We start from the raw sequence: 11973 nt of genomic DNA, 5'->3' as shown, positions 1-11973 counted from the left end.
AGCGCTAATAAAAAGCCGGTCATGAAAAGACCGGCTTTTTTGTTTTAGTTTAGCCTGGGGTACATACTGTAAAAGCTTACCGTAAATGCTTAGGCTCATTGATGTTTAATTACCAAAGGAACCCGCTGCGCCTGGAAAGACCACAGGGCTTTCAATGCCATCTTGGCTAACACTGGCTACACCAAAAAAGTAGTTATCAATGACTACGTTTTCCAAGGTAAATTCGGTTACCTTGCCCACTTCACGGCTAAATTGCCAAGCTGAAGCGTCGGTATAACGCCAGTAAATCTTATAACCTTTTACCAGTTTGTCTTCTTGCGGCAAGGGAGCGGCCCATGACAAAGTGGTATTGGCACTTACTGCGCCTTTAATCGTTACGTCGGCAGGTGGATTAGGTGCCCAAGATAAACTGGCTAAGCTAACGGCATTCAGTGCCGTTAGTTTTGCGGCATACGCAAAATCAACGCCATCAATGGTGTCGCCATAAACGATGCCATTTTCGGTGCGTAAATCTTGATGCTGGCGATCATAGTGCTCATTGGTTTCCATAATACGTACGGCTGGGTAGCCTAAATCGTTAAAAGGCCGATGATGACCACCACGGGCAAAACGATCTAACCGATAGACTGGCATCACATCTAAGTTTGTCATGTAGTTATCTGCGATCAAATCAATATAACGGGCAAGGTTACGCGTCGGTGAGTCGTTTTCACCGCCAGTAAAGCGGCGACTGCGCGCTTCGGCTTCGGTTTCGTTGGCCCGAGTGCCTTCAGCAAACACGCGCGCCGTGGTGTTGTCGACCACACCGTTAATTCCGGCGGTATTGCCAATCATATCGTTGTTTAATACCGCTTTAATGCGCCAGCCTGCGTCTTTGGCTTGTTGTGCTAATATTTTGCCGCCAAATAAGCCTTGTTCTTCACCAGCTAAAGCCGCATAAACAATGCTACCGTTAAATTGATATTTGCTTAATACGCGGGCGGCTTCTAACGTGCCGGCTACACCCGAAGCGTTATCGTTCGCACCTGGCGCATCACTGGTAAAATCCATCACATCGGATACCCGAGAATCAATATCACCTGACATAATGACGAAACGATTAGGGTCGGTTTTACCGCGTTGGATGGCAATAACACTGACTACTTCCGTGGCATTGGGGATGCGTGCTTCACCGCTGATCACCCCTGTAGAATAAGATACTTCTAAACAGCCTCCACATTCAGCGGAGATTTTTTCAAATTCAGCTTTGATCCAGCGTCGTGCTGCGCCAATCCCACGCGTATCCGATTCGGTTTCAGACAAAGTATGGCGAGTACCAAAACTCACTAGCTTCTCAATATCGCGTTTAATATTGTCAGCAGAAGGGGCTTCGGCAATCGCATGCAACATTTGTTGTTTATTATCATTTTGTTGAGCTTGTGCGGGTAAGGCTGCGAGTAACAAGGCAGCCAGATAAGTACGGGCAGTAAACATAATCGATCCTAGTTTGAGTCAACTCAGGTTTACTATACAGATTAGCTGAATACTTGGTTGTGATGCTTGCGGTCAGTTGCAGTATATCTGTGATGGTTTTTTTTGTTGTTGCACGGATGGCAACACAACACGGTGTTTTACGCTTATTTACGCTGCGCTTTTGCCGCTTGCCATTCAGCTTGGGTGATCGGTGAGGTGGCGATGCTATTGGCATCTTGTTGCTGGTAGTGTTCGCGGCGTAAGGCGACTTTTTGCATAATTAATACTAGGTCGGCTTCACTTTGCCGATTCCAGTCGACAATTTCATTGATATGTCGGTAACAACCAACACATACTTTGTGCTCATCTAATTTGCAGCATGCCACACAGGGCGAAGAAATGGTCATGAACAGCTCTTTTACTGAAAAATATTAGGGTGTGTTTGATACCGGCACATCGCTTGGCGATATGCCGGTTTACGGTTAGTCGGCTTGATCTACTAACACGGCAATGGCACCGTCGCCGGTGACATTACAGGCGGTACCAAAGCTATCTTGCGCCATATAGAGGGCAATCATCAGGGCAATAGCGCCTTCGCCAAAACCGAGCATTGAACCAAGTAAGCCCACGGCCGACATCACTGCGCCACCAGGAACACCTGGCGCCGCCAACATCACCACACCTAAGGTAAGGATAAACGGCAACATGGTAAATAAAGATGGGATCTCCAGATTGCTCTTCATCATGATCACTGCCACAGCGCAACTGACGATAGTAATGGTCGAGCCTGATAAATGCACCGTGGCACATAAGGGTACTGCAAAATTAGCAACGTCTTCTTTCACGCCATTATTTTTGGTGGCCTGCAGTGATACCGGGATCGTGGCTGCACTCGACATGGTACCCAGCGCAGTAAAGTAGGCGGGCAACATGGTTTTGATTAAGCTCAGTGGTGATTTACCCGCTTTTAAACCTGCAACAGTAAATAGCAGTACGATCCATAACCAATGGAGAACCAAGGCTAAAACTAACACAATGCCAAAGGTTTTTAAGGTAACAAACACCGTACCTGCCGCCGCCATTTGCGCGAAAACGCCTGCAATATAAAGCGGTAAAAAGGGAATGATAATTTTGCTCAATAACAGCTGAATAATATCGCGGCCTTGATCAGATAATTGCTTTAGCGAAGTGGCTTGCGTACTAGCAATACCTAAACCGAATACAAAGGCGAGTGCAAGAGCGGTCATTACATTAAACACCGGTGGAATATTCATCTCGATATAAGGTGTTAAATTTACGCCATCAATACTGGCTAAATCGGCAGTTGCAGGCGCCAGCATCGGCACAACTAACGCCGCAACGATAAAGGCTAAGGTACCTGCGCAAATCGTCGACAAATAGGCAATACCCAGCGTGCGGCCCAGTAATTTACCTGAATTGCGAGGCAAGGCCGCAATACCACTAGTAATAAAAAATAAGATTAATAATGGGATGGTGAAAAATAACAGTTGGCCAAAAAGGCCTTTAAAGGTCAGCAGTAGTTGCGTTAGCCAGTGCGGTGCAAACAGACCGCACAACATACCCAGCACAATGCCGGCAATCAGTTTTAGTATCAGTGCCATAGTGTTCTCGTTCTAGTTATGAGGTATCCCTTGGGGTAGCGATCTGAGCATAACATAACTTAATATGTGCTCGCGAGCCGACCAGACTTATTCTGTCGGCTCTGGCGGTGTAAGTGGCTCGGGTTTACCAAATAAGTAGCCTTGAAACAAATCGCAACCTAAACTCATTAACATTTCAAATTGCTCTTGTTGCTCAACACCTTCTGCAACCACATGCAATGATAACGACTTTGCCATGGCGATAATGGTTTTTACAATGGCCAAATCGGTTTCTTGCGTTAAAAACTCATGCACAAAAGATCGGTCAATTTTGAGAACGGTGATCGGTAGGTTTTTTAAATAAATTAGCGAGGAATAACCCGTACCAAAATCATCAAGTGAAAATGTGATGCCCAGCTTGCTTAACGCCAATAGTTTTATTCGTGTGTTTTCCAAATCTTCATTAAGCATGCTTTCGGTTATTTCAAGCTCTAAAAGGTGGGGATCAATACCACTGTTTTGCACAATACTGCTGACAATTTCAACAAAGTTTTTCTGCACTAATTGTCGCTCGCTGACATTAACGGCAATGGGCAAAGGAGTACCTTGTTGTTGGAATACGCGTATTTGCTGACAAGCCGTTGTTAACACCCATTCGCCTATTTCATTAATAAGATATGAGTTTTCCGCTAAGGGGATAAAGTCGTTAGGTGTAATCAAACCAAATTCTGGATGAAACCAGCGGATCAGTGCTTCATAGCTGACGATCTGACCTTGGCTATTAACCTTGGGTTGATAAAACAATTTTAGTTGTTGTTTGCTGATCGCTTGTTTTAATGATTGTTCTAACCGTTGTTTTTTTCGTAGCGTTTTGTGCATTCCCGGTTCGAAAAAGTACAGTTGATTACGCCCCATTTCTTTCGAGTGATACATCGCAAGATCAGCTGAAGACATTAAATCATCAATATTTTTCTTATTATCATTAAACAACGCTATCCCAATACTGGCTGAAATTTGATAGTGATGTTGTTTCAATTCAAAAGGGTTGTTGATAATCTCTAATAACTTATGGCCCAACTGATGGGCATCCTCCGTGGCTTTGGTTAGTTCACTGCTGTTGAATTGCGCTAACAAAATAAACTCATCGCCGCCTGGTCTTGCTAAAGTATCTTGTTCCCGAATGGCCTGCTGTAAACGCTCACTAAGTTGCCGCAATAGTTCATCACCATATGAATGGCCAAGGCTATCATTCAGTTGTTTAAAGTGGTCGAGATCAATAAAAAACAAGGCTGCGTAATGCCCGCTGCGATCACTATGCGTTTGTGCTTGCGCAGTGCGCTCGATCAATAAACGTCGATTGGGTAATTTGGTCAGCGGGTCATAAAACGCCAATTGATGAATATATTGCTGGTCTGCTTTTGCTTTGCTAATGTCATTAAAGCTGGCGATATAATGAGTAACAGTGCCTTGCTGATCGGTTAAAGCATTGATAACGACTTGCTCAGGAAATATCTCACCGTTTTTGCGTTTATTGTAAATCTCACCTTGCCATAAACCGTTTTCACTTAGCGCTAGCCACATTTTTTTGTAAAAGGCGGCATCATGTTGCCCAGAGCTTAGTATCGACGGTGATTTGCCAACGACTTCATGGGCTTCATAGCCGGTAATAAAAGAAAAAGCCGGGTTGACTTTAATAATATGATTATTGGCATCGGTAATCATAATGCCTTCACGCGTATAAAACGCCAATGCGTTTACCTTCAGTTCGGCTTCCGCTAACATTTGCTGGGTGATATCCCGTACCGCTAAGACAAAGCGAGGCTTGTTTGACTTGGCTTGGCGTCGTGCGGCAATCACTTGAAACCAGAAAACTTTGCCTTCGATCAGTAAAGGATAACTACAAGGCTCAGAGCGGCCTGACTGGCGCGCTTGAGCAATAGCCTTTTGACCCGCAATATAAGCCTCTTTCGGCATACATTGCGCTAAAGTTTTGCCTAAAAAATGCTCAGGTGGCAGGTACATGGGGACTTTATCGGTATTTTTAACCTGACAAAAGCGCTCTTCATCATCCACTTCAAATAACACATCGGGGATCGCCGCCAAAGTGGCAGAGATATCCGCTTCGCGTTCTATCAACGTTAAATAAGGTTTACTCAGCACTTCATGCAGCAGCGCACGGTACAAAAATAAATAAGCTGCAATTTTAAAAACATGGCCAACAGCATTAAAGGCGTCGTGCATATCAAGATATAAGGTGAAGTAAAACCCGCTACACAATAAGCACCACATTGCCGTATATAAAGCTGGCGCATAATAGTGAGTGTTTTGAGCATAGCCAAAGCGCATCCACAAGATGGTCAAAATATTCAAACTAATAAACAGATATTCCGCAGCAATTTTGGTTAAGGTTAGGCCTTGCTGTGGCACATAGACCGTGGGTAATGCGTTGGTGTGATAAAAAATAACCATATGTACTAGCGCAATTATCGCTACGGTTACAACCAGCATACTTACAAAGACGGCTTGTTTAATGGGCCGATTGGCCAGTGGCAGTACCGCTAAGAATAACGCTACAGCGGCGGTGAAGCGGGCAGCAAGCCAGAAATAGATGGTTTTTTGTGGGCCGCTAGGGGTGACATAGTCAGGCATGCCAGTAAAAGATAATAAATGCGATAAATCAAAACAAACTACCGCCAAAAAAGCACAAGCCAAGATGGCGGTGCGGATATTCATGCTAATCAGAATACGCTCAGCACTGACGGCAAAAATCATAAAGGCAAAACTAACCGAAATAATTTCTAAAATAGAGTGCAGCGGTAGGTAATTTATGTCGCTAATGCCAGGGATCAGCCGACTGACAAAGGGTGAAAAAATCAAAATAATCAACGCGATTATTGCGGGGATCGCGAAAATATTGGCATGTGAAACGCGATTAAATACCTTTTGCAGTAATGCAGTCATAGCCACCTAATTCTTATAGCTTAGCTTCAAGGCTAGCATAAGGTAACAAAATACGTTTGATCTACTTTTGAAAACAGGCAAAAAAACTAAAACATCATGGAGTTTACCGTGGATTACTCGTGCTAAAGCAAAGAAAAAGGCCTTTACAGGTAAGCGTTGCTCACATTCAGCCTATACTAAGTTTAGCTAAGGTAAGGTTAATTAGATCAAAGCCTATTAGCAAGGCTGCAACTTAACTCAATAAATAGGACAAGATAATGCGAAAAATAGGGTTATTTATTTTAACGATTTTGCTGGTCGGTTGCAGTCAATTGGGCCAAATGCCGGTTTACTCTGTTTCTGAAACACAATTAGAGCAGATGATTAGCCAGCAAATCCCTGAGTTAACGCGACAAGCCAATGTTGCCGGGATCCCTTTAAAGCTGGCGGTCGACAGTATGGCAGTTAAAATTGGCCCGGATAATAGCGATCTGGTGCAAATTAACACGGCTGCTTCGGCAACCTTAAGCCTGTTCGGTTTAACGTATCCTGCCAGTATGCAACTGCAGGTTGAAGGAGCTCCTTATTATGATGCGGAACAAAAAGCGGTATTTGTGCGCTCAGTAAAATTACTCGACTCTTCGATTGAAGCTGCAGGCTACCGCGGTAACCTTACGCCGGTTACCAATGAGTTATTACAGATAGTGAATCAATTTTTGGCGACTAACCCAGTTTATAAATTGGATACCAGCGATCCAACGGTAAAATTATTAACCGCACTACCGATAAATATGACCGTGCAACAAGGGAGAATTGCCTTTTTACCGGCGGGGAAAAGTCGTTAACCGCCATCTTTTCTTGGCTAAGACAGAACAAGGTGGCAGATGGTCGTAAAAAAAGTGGGGAGCCTAAGCTCCCCATAAATGCAGGACAACATTAACAACGACCAGAACATCCTTATCAGAGCAAAAGCTCACCGCCATCCGTTGATAGCGCAGACTATAAAACAACCCAAACGCAAATGCAAATAATTATCATTAATAAGTTTGGTTTTTTGCTATTGCTTGCAAAAGCAGCAGAAATCGCTAAAATACCTTTCGTTTCGAAACTAAGTGAAAGAAATGAATAAACGTAATACACAACAGCGTCGGCATTTAATTGTCGCCCAATTGCAAAAACAAGGCGAAGTGACCGTTGAGCAGCTGGCGGAGCAATTTAACACGTCCGAAGTGACCATTCGCAAAGACTTAACTGCCCTAGAGGCTGCCGGCTTATTATTACGTCGATACGGTGGTGCTGTGCCGGTACCACAAGATTTTATTTCTGATAGTAGTTTAGCGAAAGTTTCAGAACGAAAGTTAGCAATTGCTAAAGCGGCTGCGACACTGATTAAAGATCATTACCGAATTATTATCGACAGTGGCCGCACAACGGCGGCGCTATTGCCAGAACTAGTGCAAAAACGTGGCCTTGTGGTCATGACTAATTCATTAGCTATTGCCAATGCCTTGCGAGAGTTGGAAAACGAGCCGACGCTACTTTTAACCGGCGGTACTTGGGATCCGCAGTCTGAAGCGTTTCAAGGGCAATTAGCCGAGCAAATGTTACGTAATTACGACTTCGACCAACTGTTTATTGGCGCCGATGGCATCGATTTAGCTCGCGGTACAACTACTTACAATGAGTTATACAGCTTAAGCCGAGTTATGGCTGAGGTCTCGCGCGAAGTCATCGTGATGCTGGAATCAGACAAGCTGGGGCGAAAAATACACAATTTAGAATTACCCTGGTCAATGATCAAAGTATTGGTGACCGACATCGGTTTATCCGCTGCTCAGGCTGCGGAAATAGAACAGCAAGGCGTTAGCGTGATCCGCGCAGCGTATTAAATAGCATTTTTGCGAACCCTTTTAGTTAATTTAACGGAGTAAGAATATGTGTGGTATTGTTGGCGCAGTTGCGCAGCGTGATGTGGTTGATATTTTAGTTGAAGGTTTGCGCCGTTTAGAATATCGCGGTTATGACTCGGCCGGCGTGGCGGTTGTTAACCAGCAAGGTGAGTTACAGCGTTTACGCCGTTTAGGTAAAGTAAAAGAGCTAGCCGATGCGGTGGCATTAGCGCCGGTGCTTGGCGGTACGGGTATTGCGCATACGCGCTGGGCAACGCATGGTGAGCCAAGTGAACGTAATGCGCACCCTCATATTTCTAGCAATATCATCGTGGTACACAACGGTATTATTGAAAATCATAACCCGCTGCGCGAAGCGCTTAAAGCGAAAGGTTATGTGTTTACCTCAGACACCGATACCGAAGTAATTGCCCACCTAGTAGAAGAAGAATTAAAGCAAGCTAGTTCACTGTTAGCAGCCGTGCAAGCAACGGTAAAACAACTGCATGGCGCTTATGGTACCGTGTTATTAGATAAAACCGATCCTAGCCGTGTAGTGGTGGCCCGTTCAGGTAGCCCCTTGGTGATTGGTTTAGGTATCGGTGAGAATTTTATTGCCTCTGATCAGCTGGCCTTATTGCCGGTAACCCGTCGCTTTATGTTTTTAGAAGAAGGCGATGTAGCAGAAATTACCCGACAAAGCGTCAGTATTTTCGATAAAGACGGTAACGCGGTAGAGCGTGAAGTGCATGAATCCAACGTCAGTTACGATGCCGGTGATAAAGGCCAATATCGTCACTTTATGCTCAAAGAAACTTATGAGCAGCCACAAGCGATCAACAACACGTTAGAAGGCCGTTTAAGCAATGATAGCGTGCTAGACGAAACCTTTGGTAATGGCGCAGCTGAGCTATTTAAAAAGGTTAAGCATATTCAAATTGTTGCCTGTGGCACCAGTTATCACTCTGGTATGGTGGCGCGTTATTGGTTGGAGTCATTAGGCGGTGTATCTTGTAATGTCGAAATCGCTTCAGAATTCCGTTACCGCAAATCTTTTGTGCAGCCTAACAGCTTATTGGTCAGTATCTCGCAATCAGGTGAAACCGCCGATACTCTAGCCGCGCTGCGCTTAGCGAAAGAAGCCGGTTACTTAGGCAGTTTAACCATTTGTAACGTGGCGGGTTCATCACTGGTTCGTGAATCTGACTTAGCCTTTATGACCCGTGCTGGCGCAGAAATTGGTGTAGCCTCGACTAAGGCATTTACCACGCAGTTAGTGGGTTTAGCCATGTTGACCATGGCGGTAGGTAAATACAACGGCTTAAGCCTTGAAAAGCAGCGTGAATTAACTCATGCCCTGAAAAGTTTACCGGCCAAGTTAGAAGAAACCTTAGCGCTGGCGCCACAAATTGAAGCTTTAGCTGAAGAGTTTGCCGACAAGCACCATGCGTTATTCTTAGGCCGCGGTGATCAGTACCCCATTGCGATGGAAGGCGCATTAAAGCTAAAAGAAATCTCTTACATTCATGCTGAAGCTTATGCGGCGGGTGAGCTTAAGCACGGCCCACTGGCATTAATTGATGCCGATATGCCGATTATCGTGGTAGCGCCAAACAATGACTTGTTAGAAAAGCTAAAGTCGAACGTGGAAGAAGTGCGTGCCCGTGGCGGTATCTTGTATGTGTTCGCCGATGCCGATGCGCAGTTTAAGTCAGACGCCACGATGCGCGTAATTAACGTACCTCACACCCATGAATGGTTAGCGCCGGTAGTGTATACCCTGCCATTGCAGCTGCTGAGCTATTATGTGGCAATCATAAAGGGTACCGACGTAGATCAGCCAAGAAATTTAGCCAAAAGTGTAACAGTTGAATAAGCACTTGATTTTTTTGCTTTTTGTTTGTTGGGGCAAATTGTATTTGGTACGTAAAAAATAAATTGCTCTAAATTTGGTATCAATAAAATATTAGTTTATGCTCATTACTGAGGTCAGTAATGGGCATAAGCTATGAGAAGCTGGATTGGTTAAGAAAGCTTCGTTAATTGTCAGATCTGCTACTAACCTGCTGCGTCATAAGCCATCTTTATCCATGCAATAAGCTCCGCATCAACTTGCGTTGCATCTGTCAGCTTCACGCGAAATTTGCACATCTGCCCATCTGGTAGCTTTTCGAGACGCGGAGAAGCTGGAAGCTCTTTAATGTTTAGTCCAAGTTCCACTCGCGTTTTGGTTACAGGGCCTATCGTGGCAAACTGCTTCTTTCTGCGGTAGCTGACGTATTTTTGTTTTGGAGCAGACTCGAATGATCCAAAATTTTCCATTTGCGCAAGGAGCGATTCATGAATCTGGCGAAGAGCTGCTTTGGGGCCAACATAAAGAGCATCAATTGGACCGACGACAATGCTGTTATCTGTTTGAGTTAATGTTTTGGCTAAATGAGCAATGGTGTTTGCATCGCCATGTCCAACTCCAAGGTCGCTTTTTAACATATTGACGATTTCGCTGTGCTTGGTGAGGCCGCAATCCTGAGCAAGCGATTTAAGCTGATCTATCGTCTTCCCAGTACGCGTTTCAATATTCTTGATTTGTGTTTCTAAGGCTTTCTGAACGTCTGCCATGTCATCCTCCGATGTTGTGTATGCAGCTCTTACAGTTATGATGCAATCAATATTATTCAGAGAAAATTAATCCTATTGAACTTTAATTTACAGTTTAAACAAACTAGAAAACATATTCGGTTGTGAGATAAAGCCGGCTTTCGCATATATGTGATGGTTCAGCGAGGTGTTTCTGTTTCTCGCTTTTATCAGTCAGTATCCCATTCATGTAATTATCGATGTATGAGTTTAAAAGATATGACGAGTAAAAAAACGCTGTTAAGTGCTAATGCCTCGATGCCCGTTGTGGGTACCAGTAACTGTCGAGCCAGTGCGCTGTGTTAATAATACGTGGGGCCGCACCGAATAAAAGATTGCTGGCCTCCACAAAGGTTGGTGCCTCGAAAAAAAATTACAAATGACTGTACAATGTTAATGACCCAACCGCAATTAGCGTAAGGCCGCCAAAAATCTCAGCTCTGTGCCCTATAACCGAGCCTATTGCACGCCCTAGCATTATGCCAATAGTCACCATCAGTGTCGTCGCAAACCCAATCAAAGCTGCTGCTATCCAAATGTTGACGTTGATGAACGCAAGACTCACACCAACCACCATTGCGTCAATGCTTGTACTAAATGCCGTTAGGCAGATTCGAAATAAAGACTTTCCAGTTTCTTGTTCTTCATCATTTCCAGCCGGCTTTGTACCTTCATAAATCATATGCAGACCCAGAATCGTCAAGAGTGAAAAGGCAATCCAGTGATCCCAAGCTTCTACATATTCTGAGGCTGACTTTCCTATTAACCAGCCTACAAGCGGCGTGATTGCTTCGATAAAACCAAAGATGAGTCCGATTTTGAAAGCTTCTATCAATCGTGGTTTTTTAAGGGTTGCACCTTTACCAATCGCAGCAGCGAAAGCATCTGTGGACATAGCAAAGGCAAGTAAAATAAGCGGAATTGGGTTCATTTAGTTGGCTCCGGTCGGGCATATCAAGTCCACGATATATCCACACGCCCGACCTTGGGCATGGATATATCGATGGTCTCGCCAACCAAGAGGTATTCGCACCATGGCATGTGGCCAATTATGTTGATACGAATTCTTCCAAATTTCGAAAGCAGGCTACTCCCCAACGAGGGTTTATGTTAACAATTATCCTAAATAATGACAAATTTAGCGTGTTGGTGTGGAGCGGCATACTGAACTGGGTTAACAAACGAGGCGTGTGATGGTGAACTTCATTCTTGAAAAGAGAGTGTCTTGAACTGAGGGAAAGTAAATCTTTTTAGAAAGAGCCTGTTCTGAATTTTTGCCATTTGTGCAAAACAGCTAATAGTTGAAGTGAGTTAATTGTTGGTGCGTTCGCAGGATGAAAGTTTTTATGCGTAAAGATTGCATCAAGTGGTAAGTGCGTAGAAAACAGTGGTAGCTAAGTACCCTAAAAATTGTAGTGCACCAAAATAAGGCAATTTAGCGTCATTTGATAATT

9 protein-coding genes and 1 riboswitch are annotated in these 11973 nt (G+C 44.3%); of the genes, 3 read left to right on the top strand and 6 right to left on the bottom strand.

Annotated elements, in window-relative coordinates:
- Positions 1-105: 105 nt before the first annotated feature.
- The 4 genes from JAO78_RS06970 to JAO78_RS06955 all read right to left on the bottom strand — a co-directional run bounded on the left by JAO78_RS06970 (position 106) and on the right by JAO78_RS06955 (position 6014).
- Positions 106-1473 (bottom strand): M28 family metallopeptidase, encoded by a 1368-nt coding sequence (locus JAO78_RS06970; RefSeq protein WP_226750645.1) that lies wholly within the window; start codon positions 1471-1473, stop codon positions 106-108.
- Positions 1474-1616: 143 nt separating this feature from the next.
- The gene (locus JAO78_RS06965) at positions 1617-1859 is read right to left on the bottom strand and encodes a DUF1289 domain-containing protein (RefSeq protein ID WP_226750644.1); all 243 of its coding nucleotides are present in this window, start codon (positions 1857-1859) and stop codon (positions 1617-1619) included.
- A gap of 75 nt (positions 1860-1934) precedes the next feature.
- On the bottom strand, positions 1935-3074 hold the full coding sequence (locus JAO78_RS06960) for a dicarboxylate/amino acid:cation symporter (protein ID WP_226750643.1): 1140 nt from the start codon (positions 3072-3074) through the stop codon (positions 1935-1937).
- Positions 3075-3161: 87 nt separating this feature from the next.
- Positions 3162-6014, bottom strand: a complete 2853-nt coding sequence (locus JAO78_RS06955) for a bifunctional diguanylate cyclase/phosphodiesterase (RefSeq protein WP_226750642.1) — start codon at positions 6012-6014, stop codon at positions 3162-3164.
- Between the two features lie 257 nt (positions 6015-6271).
- Between JAO78_RS06955 and JAO78_RS06950 the strand changes: the two genes are divergently transcribed.
- From JAO78_RS06950 to glmS, 3 genes are all read left to right on the top strand, one after another.
- A complete protein-coding gene (locus JAO78_RS06950) occupies positions 6272-6838 on the top strand; it encodes a YceB family lipoprotein (protein WP_226750641.1) in 567 nt (188 codons plus the stop codon).
- 276 nt (positions 6839-7114) lie between these two features.
- Entirely contained in the window at positions 7115-7882 is a 768-nt protein-coding gene (locus JAO78_RS06945) for a DeoR/GlpR family DNA-binding transcription regulator (protein ID WP_226750640.1), read from the top strand.
- 46 nt (positions 7883-7928) lie between these two features.
- A complete protein-coding gene (glmS, locus tag JAO78_RS06940; RefSeq protein WP_226750639.1) occupies positions 7929-9758 on the top strand; it encodes a glutamine--fructose-6-phosphate transaminase (isomerizing) in 1830 nt (609 codons plus the stop codon).
- A 182-nt stretch (positions 9759-9940) separates the two neighbouring features.
- Here glmS and JAO78_RS06935 read toward each other — a convergent pair whose 3' ends face one another.
- Positions 9941-10501, bottom strand: coding sequence for a DUF4287 domain-containing protein (locus JAO78_RS06935; RefSeq protein WP_226750638.1), 561 nt, complete (start codon positions 10499-10501; stop codon positions 9941-9943).
- 391 nt (positions 10502-10892) lie between these two features.
- Positions 10893-11450, bottom strand: coding sequence for a manganese efflux pump MntP (locus JAO78_RS06930; RefSeq protein WP_226750637.1), 558 nt, complete (start codon positions 11448-11450; stop codon positions 10893-10895).
- Positions 11451-11457: 7 nt separating this feature from the next.
- Positions 11458-11627, bottom strand: a riboswitch (yybP-ykoY riboswitch).
- Positions 11628-11973: the final 346 nt, after the last annotated feature.

This window comes from Alishewanella maricola, assembly GCF_016343785.1.
GTDB classification, from domain to species: domain Bacteria; phylum Pseudomonadota; class Gammaproteobacteria; order Enterobacterales; family Alteromonadaceae; genus Alishewanella; species Alishewanella maricola.
Note: the sequence above shows the minus strand (reverse complement) of the source record. Positions and strands in the feature narration are given on the sequence as shown.

What these genes read in the sequence shown, in the direction of transcription:
- JAO78_RS06935 (WP_226750638.1), bottom strand. Translation starts at nt 10,501, where the DNA reads ATGGCAGACGTTCAGAAAGCCTTAGAAACACAAATCAAGAATATTGAA.
- JAO78_RS06930 (WP_226750637.1), bottom strand. Translation starts at nt 11,450, where the DNA reads ATGAACCCAATTCCGCTTATTTTACTTGCCTTTGCTATGTCCACAGAT.
- JAO78_RS06950 (WP_226750641.1), top strand. Translation starts at nt 6,272, where the DNA reads ATGCGAAAAATAGGGTTATTTATTTTAACGATTTTGCTGGTCGGTTGC.
- glmS (WP_226750639.1), top strand. Translation starts at nt 7,929, where the DNA reads ATGTGTGGTATTGTTGGCGCAGTTGCGCAGCGTGATGTGGTTGATATT.
- JAO78_RS06965 (WP_226750644.1), bottom strand. Translation starts at nt 1,859, where the DNA reads ATGACCATTTCTTCGCCCTGTGTGGCATGCTGCAAATTAGATGAGCAC.
- JAO78_RS06945 (WP_226750640.1), top strand. Translation starts at nt 7,115, where the DNA reads ATGAATAAACGTAATACACAACAGCGTCGGCATTTAATTGTCGCCCAA.
- JAO78_RS06955 (WP_226750642.1), bottom strand. Translation starts at nt 6,014, where the DNA reads ATGACTGCATTACTGCAAAAGGTATTTAATCGCGTTTCACATGCCAAT.
- JAO78_RS06970 (WP_226750645.1), bottom strand. Translation starts at nt 1,473, where the DNA reads ATGTTTACTGCCCGTACTTATCTGGCTGCCTTGTTACTCGCAGCCTTA.
- JAO78_RS06960 (WP_226750643.1), bottom strand. Translation starts at nt 3,074, where the DNA reads ATGGCACTGATACTAAAACTGATTGCCGGCATTGTGCTGGGTATGTTG.